Source organism: Nocardia inohanensis NBRC 100128, from assembly GCF_001612945.1.
Taxonomy (GTDB): Bacteria; Actinomycetota; Actinomycetes; order Mycobacteriales; family Mycobacteriaceae; genus Nocardia; species Nocardia inohanensis.
Map to the genome: position 1 here is coordinate 289792 of NZ_BDBK01000008.1, position 16277 is coordinate 306068.

Genomic DNA, 16277 nt, shown 5'->3' on the forward strand with positions numbered 1-16277 from the left:
CGCCAGGTTGGTGAAAAGTTGGCAAGTCACTGCAACCTGGTTGGCGCCTGGTTGGCGCCCGAAATGTGTTGTGGCTCAGGAACGTGTGGCGGTGTGCAAACGCGCGGCAGCCAACGCCCGGCGGCTGTCGCCGGGCAGCAGCAGGAACATGGCGTGCTCGTGGATCTCGATATCGTCGGGGCAGCGCTGACCGAAGCGCAAGGCGTGCTCGGGATTGCGGTCGGCCAGCACGGCGGTGCGCAGGCAGACATCGAGATGCTCGCGCCACTGCACGATGCCCGGGATATCCGAATCCGGTAGCAGCGGACCGCGATACAGGCGCACGGCGGTGGTCAGATCACCGGCTTCCAAAGCGGCCAGCAATTCCAGGGCATCGCAGCCGATGGGTTCGGTGAGCATGTAGCGGCGGTCGGCGATCTGACCGTCGGTGGCCTGGCGCAGCCGGGACACATCGGCCTTCAAGGTGCTGGAAGATACAGCCCGGTCGCCATATACGGCCTCGCGCAAGCGTTCGGCGGTGAAGCCCTCCGGTTCCAGGGCCAGCAGCGTGAGGATCTCGAGCTGCCGTGGGCGCATGGCGACCGGCTTGCCCGCCTTGTACAGGTATGGGCGCCCCAGGCACTCCAGGCGGGTCCGCGGCGCGGGACGGGACTGCTCGACGTGCACTCGGGATTCGATCGCGGTGACCAGCGCTCGGACGGTGGTCAGCATGAGCGGATGGGAACGGTCCCAATACGTCGACAGGTCCAGGACACCCAATTGCCGGCCGTCGGCGGCGCGGATCGGCGCGCAGTAGCAGACCCAGCCGTGCAGGGCTTCCACCAAATGCTCTGCGCCCCAGACCGATGTGGGGCGACCGGTATGCAGGGACATGGAGACCCCGGTGGTGCCCATGTACGGTTCGTCCCAGCAGCCGCCGGGCGCCAGGTTGACCGTCTCGGCACGTCTGCGCACCGACCGGTCGCCACAGCTGAAGAGCACGGTGCCGACCTCATCGGTGACCACCGCGATCATCCCCGCGTCCTCGGTGATGGCGCGTAGCTCGCCCGCGAGTTCGGTGACCGGCGTGCGCAGCGGGGATTCGGCCCAGCGCGAACCCAATTCGTCCCGGTCGGTGCCCGGGGCGACCGCGCGCGCGGGATCGACCGTACGCAGCGAACGCTCCCAGGACTCGACCACTTCGTGACGCAGCGTCGGGACCGCATCGAGCTGACGGGGCCGCCCGGTCGCCCTACCCATACCGGTGGCCCAGCGCGCCCACGCCTTCTCCAGCTCGGCACGATGCTCGGAGCGGGCGGGCACCTGTGTCATCGCGCGAACTCCTCGCGGGCAGCCGGACTTGCGATACCCCATGATGGCGCGTGCCCCCACCGCGCGCAGCCCAATCCGCGCACTCCGTACGTCAATTCGTTCGCGGTCGCTTCGCAGTGTTCGCCGAGTGTGCGTCCGCGCAGCCCGCGGGCGGCGAATCAGGCTGGTAGATCGGGCTGGGCGCGGGGTATGTGGAGGCCGAATTCGATTCCGCCGGAATCCCGTTCCCGCCGGCGGGGGAGCGGGTGCGGCATCTCGAGCGGACCGTTTCGGCGTCAACTATTTCACCGTCCTCGAACACAGTATGGAGCGGTTCGCGCGGCTCATTCCGCTACTGCGTGGTGAATACCGGACGGTTCCGGCACGTTTGACGATCTTCATCCGAGGCATTGCGTCGGCAGAACGACGAACTCGGCTAGGAGGATCGGATGTCGGGCGCATTGTGGACGGTCATCGTCATCGTGGTGATCATCGCGGTTTTGGCGGTGGTCGCGCTCGCGCTGCTGCCGCGCATGCGCAGCCGGAAGCTGCGTGAACGCTTCGGACCGGAGTACGACCGGACGGTGGCGCAGGCCCCGAACCGGAAGGTGGCGGAGCGCGAACTCACCGAACGGGAGAAGCGGCACGAGCAGTTGGAGCTGCGGGAACTCTCGGAGGGCGAGAAGCGGCGCTACGGAATGCAATTCGCGCAGGTGCAGGAGCAGTTCATCGACGACCCGGCGGGCGCGCTCGGGGCCGCGGATCGACTGCTGACGCAGGTCATGGGCGAACGCGGGTATCCGACGGAGAGCTACGACCAGCAGGTGGCGGATCTGTCGGTGACGCACGCGCAGCCGCTCGAGCAGTACCGCAGCGCGCACGAAATCGCCGGGCGGGCCGGACGCGGGGAGGTGTCGACCGAGGACATGCGGGCGGCGATCGTCTCCTACCGGGCGCTCTTCGTGGACCTGCTGGACGGACACGACGCCGGACAGCCCGCACATCGGAAGTAGAGGACGGAATCATGAAGATCAGTAGAGAACGACGGAATCAGCCCGAACCCGATGCGGGACAGGCGCAGCCGGCCGAGACCGAACGGATGCGCGGGGACGACGCCCCCGACCGGCAGGTGCTGCGGCCCGGCCACGACGGCCCACAGGGCGCTCACGACGCCGGACAGCGCCCGGCAGGCGGTTACGAGATGCCGCCGGGGCCGGCGGGCGCGCAGGACGATCCGCAGATGACGCAACGTATGGAGCGTGGTCCCGGAGTCGCCCGCCACGAAAACGAATCGGTACCGCCCGGCGCGGGCTACGGTGCCGCGCAATCCGATCCGCACGCCGGGCAGCCCGGACACGCTGGCGCGCAGTCCGATCCGCGGGGCGCGCAGCCCGGACACGGCAGCGGGCGACCCGATATTCCGGCCGCGCAATCGAATCCGCGCGCGGCGGACGGCCGGCACGGCGGCAACGGCGGCGAGCGGGTGCTCGCGGAGGCCGATCTGGGCCGGTTGCGGGATCAGTGGCGCGAGGTGCAGACCATGTTCGTCGATGATCCGCGCGATGCGGTGACCCGGGCGAACGGCCTGGTCGAGGGCACGATTCAGCAGTTGACCGAAACCTATGCGCAGCGCCGGCAGGCCCTCGAGAACAAGTGGGCGCGTTCCGAACGGGACGACACCGAGGAACTGCGGCAGGCGCTGCGCGGATACCGGCAGCTCTTCGATCAGCTGCTGGAAACCGCGGGTGCGGCGACGAACATGTAGCTCTTCTCCTCCACCCGCTGCTGGATGCGCCACCGTCCGCCCAGCCGCACGAAGGTGTCGTGGTACCACAGTCCGCACAGCATGAGCTGCGTGTGACCGTCGGGACCGGCCACGAGCATCGGGTTGTGGCACATGGTGCGGGCGGTGGCGTGATCGCCGTCCACCCGAATGGACGAATTGGCGAGCAGGTGCTGGAAGGCCGAGAAGTGCGGCATCACCCCGGCCAGGAACTTCTTGGTGGATTCCAGATCCCCGGCGGGCCCGCCCATCGCGGTGTAGTCGATGTGCGCGTCCGGGGTGAAGATCTCGTCCAACAGGTCCCACTGGTGGGTGTCGACCGCGTGCGAGTAGCGGACCATGAGGTCCTCGATTTCGAAACGGTCCGAGATCTCCTGCAAGGACAGCATGATGCCTCCGTGGTGCGAAAACGTGTGCTGGGTCGGAGCGCAAGCGTACGGGGTCCCGCGGCTGATCTTGTGGTTTCCGAAAGATACGGGCGTGCAATAGATCTCGATGAGACCGGTCGTCAGCTATTGCCGGGCCGTGGCGAACGAGTAGTCCTCGGCCGCGATGGTGCGGGCGACCTTCTGCGGTGCGCCGCCGATCAGGCCACGCCACGGCAGGTACGGGAGCAGGCGCACATTGAGATCGCGGAAGCGGATCATGGCCTTGCTGGCGGGCGCGTACCAGCCGCCGACGCCCTCGGCGAACTGCAGGCAGGCATCGACCATCGGGCGCATCTTCTCGTTGTACTCGCCGAAGGCGACCGTGTGATCGCCTGCCGCCGCGGCCAATTCGCCCGCCAGCACGTAGGCGCCGACAAGCGAGAGGTCCGCACCCTGACCCGACAGCGGTGAGGCGCAGTACCCGGCGTCGCCGACCAGTGCGACGCGGCCTCGTGACCAGCTGTCCATCTTGATCTGGGTCATGGCGTCGAAGTAGAAGTCCTTCGCGCTCGGCAGCTCCGCCAGCAGGCGCGGGACCTCCCAGCCCTGCCCGGTGAACCGGTCGGTGAGGATCCGGCGCTGCTGGTCCGTATCGCGGTAGTCGTAGTCGAGTTTGTCGGAGGCCCACGCGAAAATCGCTTTGGACTCGGTGTTGTGGCGAGCGCTGTAGCTGCCGGCGATGGTTCCGGGGGTGCTGTAGTCCAGCTCCCAGTGATCCAGGTTCAGCAGGTTCGGGGTCGTATAGATGGCGATGTAGTAGCCCATGTGCTCGGCGAATTCGGACTCCGGGCCGAAAACCAGTTCGCGGGTGTGGGAATGGACGCCGTCCGCACCGATCACCAGATCGAAGGTGCGGGGTGCGGCGTGTTCGAAGGTGACGTGCACGCCCTGCTCATCCTCGCGCAGCGCCGAAATCGAGTCGCCGAAAAGGTATTCGACGTCCTCGCGGGTGGCGTCGTAGAGCACCTGGGCCAGGTCGCCGCGCTGGATCTCGGTGTCGCCATCCGCGCCCACGCCGTTGAAGTTCTCGCTGCTGATGCTGGCGCGGGGCTTGCCGTCGGCGCCCACATACGAGGTGCCGCGCTTGCCCGTGCTCATCTCGTGCACCCGCTCCAGCAGGCCCATGCGCCGGACCACCTCGGTGGCGGTGCCGAGCACATCGATGGCCTGCCCGCCTTCGCGCAGCGCGGGGGACTTCTCGACGACGGTCGGCTCGAAGCCGTAGCGCTTCAGCCAGAAGGCGAGGGCGGGGCCCGCGATGCTGGCACCGGAGATGAGGACGTTGCGGTTCTGCAATTTCGGCATGTCACAACCATAGAACCGAGTTGGGCAATTGCGCAAGACATTTGTCTTAGGCATTTGCGCTACCATGGTGGGCATGGGAAACCGTGAGGATCTGCTCGCCGGCGCTCGGCAGTGCTTGTTCGAGAAGGGGTACGCGCGCACCACCGTGCGGGATATCGCCACCGCGTCCGGGGTGAGCATGGCGGCCATCGGCTATCACTTCGGGAACAAGGAGACGCTGCTGGTGGCCGCGCTCGCCGAGGCGACGCGCGAGTGGGGTGACGAGCTGGCGGGCACGCTTCAGGACGTGAACTCGGAAAACGGGGCGGCGCTGGATCGGCTGGCGCAGCGCTGGGATGCGGTGCGGGCCTCCATCGGCGCCCACCGCGGACTGTGGGCGGCCACCTTCGACGCGCTCGCCCACCCCGAGACCCGGGCGCAGTTGGCCGCCAACACCTCCGAAGCGCGATCCGGTCTGGCCCAGTTGTTCGATGCCCCCGCCGAATCCGGCGAGGACGCCGGGCGCACGGTCGGCGCGCTGTATCAAGCACTGCTCATCGGTGTAGCGGCACAGTACCTGATCGACCCCGAAACCGCGCCTACCGGAAGGGATCTCGTCGCTGGATTACGCACGATCGCTGCTCGGGGATGAGCGCTGCGACGGCAGGATCGCGGCGACGAGCCGGCCGACCGGTACGGCGACGCCCGGTACGGCGGCCGCATCCGGTGCGGAAAGCCCGCGAATGCGGGAAGGTGGGGCGGTGACCGGCATCGTCTTGGAGCAGGTGCGCGTCGATCGCGGCGCACGACCACTGCTCACGGATGCGAATGCGATCTTTCCCGGCGGTCGATGCGTGGCCGTGGTCGGGGCCAGCGGGGCCGGGAAGACGACGCTGCTGCGACTGCTCAACCGTTTCGAGGAGCCCAGCGCGGGGCGCATTCTCTTCGACGGTAGGCCGATTCGCGAACTCGACGTCCTCGACCTGCGCCGACGGGTGGCCTTGGTGCCGCAGCGGCCCATTCTGCTCACCGAGGTGGTGGCCGACGAATTGCGCGTCGGGCGAGCTCTCTCCGACAACCGGATCGGCGCCCTGCTCGAACGGGTCGGGCTCGGCACCGGCTTCCGCGACCGGCGTTGCGCGGAGCTTTCCGGTGGTGAGGCACAACGGGTTTGCCTGGCGCGGGCGCTCGCGGTCGAGCCGCGGATGCTGCTGCTCGACGAGCCGACCTCGGCGCTCGACACCGCCGCCGCGGTAGCCGTGGCTGACCTCGTGCGCGCCCACGCCCGCGCGGGCGGCGGGGTAGTGCTGGTGAGCCACGATCCCGCCTTCGTGGCGGAGGTGGCCGATGAGGTGTGGACGCTGGCGGATCATCGGCTGGTGCGCGACGCCCAGCACCCGGCGGACGGCGGGTAACGATGAATCAGAGTGCGGCGGTGCCGGATTGGACCGGCGTGGCAGCTTCCTTGGTACTGGCGGGGTTGGCGGCCGGGATCGCCTACCGGCAGCGGTTGCTGTTGACGCGGGAACTGGTGGTGGCGGCCTTGCGGGCCGGGATCCAGTTGGTGGCGGTGGGGGCGGTGCTGCTGATTCTCTTTCGGCATACGGGGTTGCCCGGAGCGCTGGGGTGGGTGGTCATGATGGTGGTGATCGCGGGCCAGGTGGCCGGGCGGCGGGGTGCGGGATTGCCGCGGGCGCGGTGGTCGGCGACCGTGGGAGTGGCGGTCGGGGCGTCGATCACGTTGGGAGCGTTGATCGGGTTGGGGATCGTCTCCACGCAGGCCCGGGTGGTGGTGCCGGTGGGCGGGATGATCGTGTCGTCGGCCATGCAGGCGACGGGGATCGCATTGCGGCGGTTGGGGGAGGATGCGCGCGGGGCAAGAGAAATAGTGGAGGCGCGACTGGCGTTGGGGTTGTCGGGGCGGGAAGCGTTTCTGCCGCATCGCAGGTCGGCGTTGCGGACCGCACTGCTGCCCGCGATCGACGGCACCAAGGTGGTGGGGTTGATCAGCCTGCCGGGGGCGATGACGGGGTTGATCCTTGCGGGCGTGGATCCGTTGACGGCGATCCGCTATCAGATCGTGGTGATGTACATGTTGCTGGCCGCTACCTCGCTGGCCGCACTGGCGGCGACGCGGGCGGCCGAACGGACCCTGTTCGACGATGCGCAGCGGCTCGTCGAGTTGCCTGGCGAATAGCCGGCCGGATTGCCGAGAGATCGAACAAACGTCCCGATCGTCTGTATTGTCGTGTTCACTGCAAAATGGCTGGGGCATAGGTGGTTTCAATGGGTCCGTCCGATTTCTTCATGCCGTTCGAACCGGAAGGTCTCAACTCAGCGGAAGCTGCCGCCGAGGCCGGCATGTGGGAGTGGCTCGAGAAGTTCGATCTGATCCCCACCCAGCCGACCCGGCGACGGGTGGAACGCACCCGCCCCGCCCGCATGTACGCGCTGTGGACGCCGCGGGCAGGCATTTCCGAACTGACGCTGCTCACCCGGTTCACCGCCTGGGCGTTCATCGTTGACGACCAGTTCGATATCGAAATCCCGGATCCGCGACGGACTTTGGCCGCCATCACCGCCATCGAAGCGGTCTTCGAATCCGGCACCGACCCCGCCGGCGTGCTCGCGGTCGCCTTCGCCGATCTGTGGCAGCAACTGACCGAGGGACGCTCCGCGCACTGGTGTGAGGCGGTGCGCTCCAAGATCCGGGCTTGGCTGTGGACCTACTACACCGAGAGCGTGGGCCGGCTGTCGGGCAACCTGCCCGACCTGAACGCCTACCGCGCGCATCGGCGAGACGGCGTGGCGCTTTTCGTGTTCCTCGATATCAGCGAGCTCGCCGACGGCGTCGATCTGCCCGCCGGCGCGCGCCACCTGCCCGCCATGCGCGGCCTGCGGGAGGCGGCGGTCGAGCATATGGGTCTGTTCAACGACGTGCTCTCGGTGGCCTCCGATGAAGCCTCCGGATACCTCTACAACTCGGTGCTGCTCGCCGAATATCATCACGGGCACAGTCGATCAGAGGCGCTGGCACTGGTCGACGGCATGCTCACCGAATGCGTCGAGCGGATGCGAGACGCGCTGGAACGACTGCCGGTGGAGCTCGCCGATGCCGGTATCATCGGCTCGGAACGAGACGAAACCCTGGCCACCGCACACAATTACACGATCTACGTGCGCGCCAATCACGATTACCACTATCAGGCCGCCCGCTATACCAGCGCACCCGTGGTAGCCCTCGAACATGGGCTGCCACTGACCTGAGACCCGGACACACCGGCCGTTGCCGAACCGAAACCCGATCACCTCCCCAAGGACTCCGATCCAGGTGGGAGGATGGGCTTCCACGCATGGCCGCCCACGTTTCCCCACCGGGTGGCAGCGGCGGCCGTGTCCGAGCGAGCGGGGCCGAACATGCGAGTGTCGAAATCGACCGAAACCACTGCGGGACAGCGCCTCGACGGCAAACGCCGATGGGGACGATCGCGTCCGGTCGTGACCGCCCACAGCGAAACATGCCAGCGGGCAGGCGAATCCGGAAGTCCATCTTCGGAGAGTAGAGACACCGGTCTCGGCGACCGGGGCGCACGCCGGCAATTGGCGGGCGCCCGGACCGCCATCGAACCGGTCTTGCGCGCGGCGGTGAACTCGCTCGCCGAACCACTGGACCGGATGGCGAGCTACCACTTCGGCTGGTGTGACGAGCACGGCACGGCAATCGAGGGGAAGCAAGGCAAGGCATTACGTCCCGCACTGACCTTCGCCGCGGCGGCGGCCTGCGGGGAAGCCGGCGAGAACGCGGTGTACGCGGCGGCGGCGGTCGAACTGCTGCACAACTTCTCGCTGGTACACGACGATGTGATGGACACCGACCCCATGCGGCACGGACGGCCGACCGTCTGGCGGATCTGGGGCGAGACGAACGCGACGCTGCTCGGTGACGCCTTGCAGGCGCTGGCACTGGGCGTGCTCTCCGACGGCATGCCCGACGAGGTGTGCGCGGAAGCGGTGATCCGGCTGGCGCGCGCGACCGTCACGCTGTGCCGGGGACAGTACGAGGACTGCGCGTTCGAGACGCGGGCCACGGTCAGCGTGGACGAATACTTGAACATGGCGGCGGGAAAGACCGGGGCGCTGCTGGGTTGCGCGTGTGCGCTCGGGGCGCTGTGCGCGGGCGCCGATCATCGCGTGGTGTCGGCCATGCACACGTTCGGAAATCAGCTGGGGCTGGTGTTCCAGCTCGTCGACGACGCCATCGACATCTGGGGTGATCCGGCCGTCACGGGTAAGCCCGCGCACAGCGATCTCCTGCACCGCAAGCAGTCGTTCCCGGTGGTGTGCGCGCTCTCCTCGGGTACCGCGCCGGGGCGTGAACTGGCGCGGATGTACGCCTCCCGGCAGCCGATGACCGCCGCCCGCGCGGCGCACGCGGCCGATCTGGTGGAGGCGGCCGGTGGGCGGCAACGCACCTTGGTGCGGGCGGCCACCGCTCTGGACGCGGCCCTCGGGGCATTGCCCCCGGAGATCGATGCGACCGATCTGACCGCGCTGGCGCAGTTGGTGGCGAATCGAGATCGGTGATGCGCCGCGCCCGGACAGCGGGCGGGTACGCCGGTTTGCGACCGGCGGCATCGGCTATTGCCTGAGCAGGGACAACGACACAACCCGGGCGGTGGAGCAGGCGAGCGCACCGCTGCCGGGGTTGATTCATGCCCGGCTCGGCGTGGAGAGGATCGATCGTGAACGGTACGGGCAGGTCCGGCGGCGGGCAGGGCGGGCCACGCGGCGAACACCCCGAGCCCGTCGATGCCCGCGGCGAACCCCTCGACGAGCACGGCGAACCCGTCGGCGGGCAGGGCGGGCCTTCGGAAGAGCAAGCGGAGGCCGCCGGGCATCGCTCGGTCATCGCCCAACCACATACCCACTCCGAGGGTGAGCCCATTCTCGAAGCGGAAGCGCAAGCGGCGCAGGCGCGTTCGGTATCGCATCCGCTGGGCAGGCCGGGGCGTCCGTTCGACCGGAATTCCCCTTTCATGATCGGCGTGATGGGTGCGGCGGGGGTCGCCACCACCTACGCGCTGATCCAGTCGGTGCTCGCGGCCGGGCAGGTGCTGACGCTGATCGGGATCGCGATGTTCCTGGCGATCGGCCTGGAGCCGGCGGTGTCGTGGCTGGTGCGGCCGTGGTTTCCGCGCTGGGCGGCGGTCACCACCGTTTTCCTGACCGCCGTGGGCCTGTTCGCCGGTTTCCTGGCCGCCGCGATCACGCCGCTGGTCACCCAGGGTGAAGGGCTGATACATCACGCCCCCGATACCGTCGCGCATCTGGGGGAGCGGTATCCGCTGGTGGCAGAGCTGAATACGCGCTTCGAGTTGCAGGAGCGGGTGCAGCGCTCGCTGACCCAGAACTCCGGGGATGTCGCCGGCGGGGTGCTCAACGCCGGCCGCACGGTGTTCAGCCTGCTCACCTCGACGGTGATCGTGCTGGTGCTCACCGTCTATTTCATGGCGAACTTCCCGCGCATCCGGGCGTCGGTCTACCGGTTGTTCCCGCGCGAGCGGCGGCCGCGCGCGATCCTGCTGGGCGACGCCATCTTCGCCAAGGTCGGCGGATACATCCTGGGCAATGTGGTCATCTCGCTGATCACGGCGGCAGCCACGTTCTGCTGGCTGTACTCCTTCCACGTGCCGTATCCGCTGATTCTCGCGGTCCTGGTCGCGGTGCTGGATCTGATTCCGGTGGTCGGCTCCACCCTGGCCGGGGTCATCGTCGCCCTTGTGGCACTGACGGTTTCGCTTCCGGTGGCCATCGCGACGGTGATCTTCTTCATCGTCATGCGGCTGGTCGAGGATTATCTGCTGGTGCCGCGGATCATCGGCCGCACGGTGGAGGTGCCGGGGGTGGTGACGGTGGTGGCGGTCTTGATCGGCGGCGCGCTGCTGGGTATCACGGGTGCGCTGCTGGCGATTCCGGTGGCCGCGGCGGTGCTGCTGCTGTTGCGCGAGACGGTGTTCCCGTCACTGGACAAGGACCGGTCCGGATGAGTGGATGTGAGAAGTTCGCGAAGGAGGAGATTTTAGTGTAACTGCCGGTTACATATAACTCGAACTCCGCGCGAGGAAGATTTCTGAACGCAGCATAGCAGGCCACCGCGCCCGCGGCTCACCCACCCGCTCGATATTCCCGAGAGACCGGTCGGAAGCGCTGACAATGTGTGCCATGCCCAAGCGCTGTCTTCTGTTGCAGTTACGCCCCGAGCAAGCGGCCTCGGACCAGGAGTACCACGCCATCCTGGAGGCCGGTGGGCTGAAGCCGGAGCAGGTGACGCGCATCGAGATGAATCACGAACTGCCCGACCTGGAACTCGACGACTTCTGGGCGGTGATCGTGGGCGGTGGACCGAGCAATATCAGCAATCCCGAGGACAAGAAGTATCCGTATCAGAAGCTGTTCGAACCCAAGCTCAAGAAGCTGCTCGCCGAGGTCCTGCGCCGCGACCTGCCGTATCTGGGCGCGTGCTACGGGCTCAGCGTGCTGGCCGAGGTGCTGGGCGGGCGGGTCAGCGATGAACGCTTCGGCGAATCGGCGGGACCGCTGACCATCGAATTGACCCCGCAGGCTCGCGAGGATCCGCTGACGCGCGATCTCCCGGAGACATTCCGCGCCTTCGCCGGCCACAAGGAAGCGTGCCAGGAGGTCCCGCCGCGGGCCGTGCTGCTGGCCCGCTCACCGGAGTGCCCGGTACAGATGATCCGGGTCGGCGAGAACGTGTACGCCACCCAGTTCCATCCCGAACTCGACGGGCACGGGCTCGCGTTGCGCATCGAAATCTACCGGGACCAAGGCTATTTCGACCCCAACGAGGCCGAGGCGCTGACCGCGATCGGGCATCGGGAGATCATCACCGCCCCGCAGCGGATCCTGCGCGGGTTCGTGGACCGCTATCGCCCGGAATAGGGGCTGACGGTCACCGGCGGCGAGCATCGGGTGGTCTTCGACAGCGGCTATCTCACGCAGACGCGATTCCGCGCGGTGGGTCGGGTTCGTCCCAGGCGAACAAGCGCCAGGTCGGCAAGCCGGGCGGCAGGTTCTCGGCATCGGCCGCGAACGATTCGACCTGGACCCGGAAGTCCGGATTCCATTGCCGCAGGGCCGGGGCGAAGCGGGCGATCACATGCTCCGGAGCGGTGTAGCTGATCGTGGGATGCCTTGGGCCCGAACCGAAATCGATGTGCACTACGAAACGTCTCGGCAACTTCTCGGAGTTCAAAGTGACTCCCGCCGGCAAAGAACCATTCGATACACCCTTCTGGGTTGGTCGCTAGTCCATTGCGGCACGAGGCTACTCGTGATCTCGCTAGCAAACAACTAGTGAACCAGGTGAGTTCGCCGCCACTTACCCAGCGCGCCATCGATAATCGAGTCGATGCCGTAGCGCGCCACCACCTCTGACCTCCACCGATGAATTCCGGCCGGGCACGGCGTCTGTGTTCTCAGGAGGTATTGGCATGTCCGAAATATTGGATGCGGCGCTGCTACGTCAGATCTGCTTGGACGCCGGGGCCGAGGATGTCGGGTTCGTGGCGCTCGAAACCCCCGGTCTCGAAGGCGAGGTCGAGTACGTGCGCGAAGCGCTGCCCAGCACTCGTTCGCTGATCGCGGTGTGCGTGCGGGTGACGCGGGCGAATTTCCGCAGTCGCGCGGCGAGCAGCGTGAACACCGAAATCGATACGGCCATACCGGTGCTGGACCGGATCGGGCATCGGATCAGCCTGGCCCTACAGGATCGCGGATACCGGGCGCTGTATCCCTCGGTCACCTTCCCGGTGGAGGCGCAGCGGTTGCCGAGCCGGGGGTGGACGGTGTCGCACAAGCCGGTCGCGGTGGCGGCGGGGCTGGGGCACATGGGGATTCACCGGTGTGTGATCCATCCGCGGTTCGGGAGTTTCATCGGGCTCGGGACGGTGCTCACCGATGCGGTGATCGCGCCCTACAACGTGCCGATCGATTGGAATCCCTGCCTGGGCTGCTATCTGTGCGTGGCGGCCTGCCCGGTGGGGGCCATCCACAACGACGGCAGTTTCGACTTCAACAGCTGCTACACCCACACCTACAACCAGTTCGTGAACAACTTCGCCGACTGGGTCGAGACCATGGCGGACAGCAGCGATCTCGAGGACTACGGCGAGCGGATCACTCCGCGCGAGACCACCATGCAGTCGCGCCGGCAGTATCGGTCGGGGTATTGCGTGGCGGTGTGCCCGGCGGGCGACGAGGTGATCGGGCCCTACCTGGCCGATCGCAAGGGGCATGTGCAGGAGGTGCTGCGGCCGTTGCAGCGCAAACCCGAGAACGTGTACGTGAGCGCGGGTTCGAACGCGGAAACCCATGTGCGGAAACGGTTCAAGACGAAGATCGTGCGGCAGGTGGACAGCGGGATCATGCCGCCCGACGATGTCGACCCGGCCCCGGAGTCGCGATGAACGACGCGGAGCGGCGATGGAATCGGCTGCATGTGCCCATCGAGCGCGGAACCGCGGAAAATCCGCATCCGAGCGTCGCGGCGGCGCGGGCGCGGCAGACGGAGCAACCCGGTGGCGAACCCGGCCCGCTGGATTCCGGATGGCTGCGCGAGCTGTGCCTGTCCGCCGGGCTCGATGATGTCGGCTTCGCCGCACTGACGACTCCCGGGCTCGAAGGCGAAAGCGATTACGTGCTCGAAGCATTGCCGGGGACCCGGACGTTGATCGGGTTCTGTCTGCGGACCAGCCGGGACAATCTCCAGAGCCGGTCGATCAGCGCCGGTAACCGGGATGTGGCGACCACGCAGGAGCTGGGGCACGAGGCGGCCCGGCACATCTGCCTGGAGTTGCAGCGGCACGGCGTGCGGGCGCTGTATCCGGCCGCGGGGTTTCCGGCCGAGATCCATCGGTTCCCGAACCGGAGCTGGGTGGTGTCGCACAAGCTGGTCGCGGTCGCGGCCGGGCTGGGGCAGATGGGGTTGCACCGCAATGTGATTCATCCCCGGTTCGGCACCTTCATCGTGCTGGGCACCATCCTCGTCGATCGCGAGGTCACCGAGTACTCCGCACCCGTCCCCGCCAACCCCTGCATCGACTGCGGATTGTGCGTGACCACCTGTCCGGTCGGGGCCATCCACGCCGACGGCGGCTTCGACTTCGATGCCTGCTACACCCACAACAATCACCACGAACTGTCGAACTTCGCGGGCTGGGTCGAGGACGTGGTGGACAGCGCGGACGCCGCCGACTATCGGCGGCGGGTGACGCCCAGCGAAACCCTCGCGGTGTGGCAGAGCCTGTCGTTCTCGCCGCAGTATCGCGCCGGATACTGCGTGGCGGTGTGCCCCGCCGGTACCGACGTGCTCGGCCGCTACCTCGACGATCCCGAGCAGCATGCCCGCGATGTGGTGCAGCCGCTGATGCGGAAGCCGGAGTACATCTACGTGGACGCCGGTTCCGATGCCGAGAAACACGTGGTGAATCGGTTCCCGCACAAGACGATTCGGCATGCGCGCCGGGTACAGGTGCCCGAACCGGAGATCGACCCCGGACCGGAGAAGCATGCCCAGCCATAGCGAACTGCGACGCGACCTGCCGATGTTCGAAATCTATTCGGGTGCGAACGGCGCACGGGTGGAACTGCATCCGTGGTTCTTCGTGGCGGGCAAGCAGTACCTCGGCCTGACCCGGGTGCTGCCGCCCGGAACCGGCAGGGGACCGGCGCACGTGCACACCGGAACGGTGCAGCATTCGTTTCTGCTCGCCGGTGAGAGCGCCCGCTACCGGTGTGGGCGCAGGACCGGGAGGCTGAAGGTCGGAGAGCCCCTGATCATTCCGTCCGGCACGCCCCACGTCGATCCGTACAACGACACCGGTCAACCCATCGTCGTGCGCACCCTGTACTCACCCGGGCCCGTTTGGCTGCTGTCGTTCGGCAAGACGCTCGGCCAGTCGATCAGGGACGGAAAGGTCAACTCCCAGCAGGAACTCCACTTCCTGCATCTGCTGATGATGCTGGGTACCCCGGGGTCGGTGACCTTCGCGGCGACAATTCCGGTCGCCTTCCAGCAGCGCGTACTGCTGCCGCTGGCCGGACGCATCGCCCGGCGTCGCGGTTACGGACAGGCAGCGGGGTTACGCGCCCACATCTTTCGGTGATGAACCCGGATAGCGCTCGAGCATTGCCAGGACGTCCTGATAGCTGGGCGCCGCGGGGACGGGATTGCTGTCGCGCACCGCGGCGGCGGCAGCGACGGTCGCCCCGAGCGCTACCCGGTGCAGCAAGGAACCGGTGCTGACCCGCTGCACGCCGAGCTGGGCGAGTTCGGTGAGCGGGCGTTGCGCGAGGACATTGAGGGGGAGCGGCATGGCTTTCACCGCGGCCTCGATGTCGTTGTCGGCGATGAGGCCGGGGATGAAGATGCCGTCGGCGCCGGCATCGGCGTAGCGGGCGGCGCGGTCCAGGGTGGTGTCCTTGTCGCGGTCGAGCCAGTGGGTGTCGATGCGAGCGTTGACGAACAGGGCGGGCGCGCCGTCCTTGCAGCCCTGAATGATTCGTGCGTGCGCCTCCGGGTCGCCGGCGGCGTCCTCGATATTGACGCCCGCGACGCCGATATCCCAGAGTTCGGCGGCCAGGTCGCGGGGGTCGGCGCCGAAGCCGGATTCGATATCGACGGTGATCGGGACCGGCAGGCGGACGAGAAGGCGCGCGAGAGCGAGCGTTTGGTCGCGCGTCGCACCGGCGGCGTCCGGGAGGCCGTGGGCGGCGGCGACGCCGAGGCTGGTGGTGCCGATGGCGGTGAACCCGGCCTCGACGAGAGCGGCGGCGGTCGCGAAGTCCCAGGCACTCGGCAGGACCAATGGTCGCGGGCCGTAGTGCAGGCGGTGAAAGGGACCGGCGGCCAAGGCCGTTGCGTGCGCTCGTCCCGGGCAGGCGTGTTTGCCCGCGCCGAACGGGCGGCCGGTGAGATCTACTTCGGCGATGGATCCGTCGGGGGTCAGGCGGCGGGTCAGCGGGACGGGCGGGTTGCGGCCTGCGATGAGCGCGGTCGTCGCGTCGCACGCCTGGACGAGCAGGCCGATGCGGTTGGCGGTCACCTCGTCGGCGATGCCACCGCAGGCCGCGATGAGGCGGGCCACGGCGGCGTCGGCGGCCGGGGTGACCGGCAGGTGGGGTTGATAGCAGGCGGCGACCGCTTGCACGTCGGCGACCGAGACCGTGGAACCCATTGCCCGGGCCAGGATTTCGACATGGTGGCCGGTGCCGTCGCGCAGGACAGCGGGGTCGATGGCCGCCAGTTCCCGTTCCACGAGCGCGCGCCTGCGCATGTGGTCCGCTCCTTCGCTGAAGCGGACCACATGCGCGCGCAACCAGCTCATACCGGAGTGGCCTTCGGGTACCGGCGGCACCGGGAGATTCAACATGCCCCAACCGTAGGTGCCGGGTACCGAGATGGCCGTCTGATT

The 16277-nt window shown here is 67.8% G+C and carries 17 protein-coding genes; 12 read left to right on the forward strand and 5 right to left on the reverse strand.

Annotated features, from left to right (window positions below):
- Positions 1–75: 75 nt before the first annotated feature.
- Positions 76–1311, reverse strand: coding sequence for a helix-turn-helix domain-containing protein (locus NI1_RS17145; protein ID WP_067821309.1), 1236 nt, complete (start codon positions 1309–1311; stop codon positions 76–78).
- Between the two features lie 428 nt (positions 1312–1739).
- Between NI1_RS17145 and NI1_RS17150 the strand changes: the two genes are divergently transcribed.
- Together NI1_RS17150 and NI1_RS17155 are read left to right on the forward strand one after the other, a co-directional pair.
- Entirely contained in the window at positions 1740–2303 is a 564-nt protein-coding gene (locus NI1_RS17150; RefSeq protein ID WP_067821312.1) for a hypothetical protein, read from the forward strand.
- Between the two features lie 11 nt (positions 2304–2314).
- Positions 2315–3055 (forward strand): hypothetical protein, encoded by a 741-nt coding sequence (locus NI1_RS17155; RefSeq protein ID WP_067821314.1) that lies wholly within the window; start codon positions 2315–2317, stop codon positions 3053–3055.
- Here the strand turns inward: NI1_RS17155 and NI1_RS17160 are convergent.
- Positions 3016–3462 carry a nuclear transport factor 2 family protein gene (locus NI1_RS17160; protein ID WP_067821317.1) on the reverse strand — a complete coding sequence of 149 codons (447 nt, stop codon included), beginning with the start codon at positions 3460–3462 and terminating at the stop codon, positions 3016–3018. The two genes, NI1_RS17155 and NI1_RS17160, sit on opposite strands and share 40 nt — an antisense overlap.
- A gap of 123 nt (positions 3463–3585) precedes the next feature.
- Entirely contained in the window at positions 3586–4806 is a 1221-nt protein-coding gene (locus tag NI1_RS17165) for an FAD-dependent monooxygenase (protein WP_067821320.1), read from the reverse strand.
- Positions 4807–4879: 73 nt separating this feature from the next.
- Between NI1_RS17165 and NI1_RS17170 the strand changes: the two genes are divergently transcribed.
- The 7 genes from NI1_RS17170 to NI1_RS17200 all read left to right on the forward strand — a co-directional run bounded on the left by NI1_RS17170 (position 4880) and on the right by NI1_RS17200 (position 11745).
- A complete protein-coding gene (locus NI1_RS17170; RefSeq protein WP_067822468.1) occupies positions 4880–5437 on the forward strand; it encodes a TetR/AcrR family transcriptional regulator in 558 nt (185 codons plus the stop codon).
- Positions 5438–5546: 109 nt separating this feature from the next.
- The gene (locus tag NI1_RS17175) at positions 5547–6200 is read left to right on the forward strand and encodes an ABC transporter ATP-binding protein (protein ID WP_245663266.1); all 654 of its coding nucleotides are present in this window, start codon (positions 5547–5549) and stop codon (positions 6198–6200) included.
- Positions 6201–6202: 2 nt separating this feature from the next.
- Positions 6203–6982 (forward strand): ABC transporter permease, encoded by a 780-nt coding sequence (locus tag NI1_RS17180; protein ID WP_067821326.1) that lies wholly within the window; start codon positions 6203–6205, stop codon positions 6980–6982.
- An 89-nt stretch (positions 6983–7071) separates the two neighbouring features.
- The gene (locus NI1_RS17185) at positions 7072–8052 is read left to right on the forward strand and encodes a terpene synthase family protein (protein WP_067821329.1); all 981 of its coding nucleotides are present in this window, start codon (positions 7072–7074) and stop codon (positions 8050–8052) included.
- Positions 8053–8385: 333 nt separating this feature from the next.
- On the forward strand, positions 8386–9369 hold the full coding sequence (locus tag NI1_RS17190; RefSeq protein ID WP_067821332.1) for a polyprenyl synthetase family protein: 984 nt from the start codon (positions 8386–8388) through the stop codon (positions 9367–9369).
- 158 nt (positions 9370–9527) lie between these two features.
- Positions 9528–10832: an AI-2E family transporter gene (locus NI1_RS17195; RefSeq protein WP_439957267.1), complete on the forward strand. Its 1305-nt coding sequence runs from the start codon at positions 9528–9530 to the stop codon at positions 10830–10832.
- A 175-nt stretch (positions 10833–11007) separates the two neighbouring features.
- The gene (locus NI1_RS17200; RefSeq protein WP_067821335.1) at positions 11008–11745 is read left to right on the forward strand and encodes a glutamine amidotransferase; all 738 of its coding nucleotides are present in this window, start codon (positions 11008–11010) and stop codon (positions 11743–11745) included.
- A 52-nt stretch (positions 11746–11797) separates the two neighbouring features.
- Here NI1_RS17200 and NI1_RS17205 read toward each other — a convergent pair whose 3' ends face one another.
- The gene (locus NI1_RS17205; RefSeq protein WP_067821338.1) at positions 11798–12025 is read right to left on the reverse strand and encodes a hypothetical protein; all 228 of its coding nucleotides are present in this window, start codon (positions 12023–12025) and stop codon (positions 11798–11800) included.
- A 271-nt stretch (positions 12026–12296) separates the two neighbouring features.
- On the opposite strand from NI1_RS17205, the gene NI1_RS17210 reads away from it, so the two are divergent.
- Genes NI1_RS17210 through NI1_RS17220 form a run of 3 tightly spaced genes read left to right on the forward strand, consistent with a single transcriptional unit; the run spans position 12297 to position 14969 of the window.
- Complete coding sequence (locus tag NI1_RS17210; protein ID WP_067821342.1) at positions 12297–13271, forward strand: 4Fe-4S binding protein; 975 nt, start codon at positions 12297–12299, stop codon at positions 13269–13271.
- Entirely contained in the window at positions 13268–14386 is a 1119-nt protein-coding gene (locus tag NI1_RS17215) for a 4Fe-4S binding protein (protein ID WP_067821345.1), read from the forward strand. The genes NI1_RS17210 and NI1_RS17215 overlap by 4 nt, the downstream gene beginning before the upstream one ends.
- The gene (locus tag NI1_RS17220) at positions 14373–14969 is read left to right on the forward strand and encodes a cupin domain-containing protein (protein ID WP_067821348.1); all 597 of its coding nucleotides are present in this window, start codon (positions 14373–14375) and stop codon (positions 14967–14969) included. The genes NI1_RS17215 and NI1_RS17220 overlap by 14 nt, the downstream gene beginning before the upstream one ends.
- Here the strand turns inward: NI1_RS17220 and NI1_RS17225 are convergent.
- On the reverse strand, positions 14946–16235 hold the full coding sequence (locus NI1_RS17225; protein WP_067821351.1) for an isocitrate lyase/PEP mutase family protein: 1290 nt from the start codon (positions 16233–16235) through the stop codon (positions 14946–14948). The genes NI1_RS17220 and NI1_RS17225 overlap by 24 nt on opposite strands.
- Positions 16236–16277: the final 42 nt, after the last annotated feature.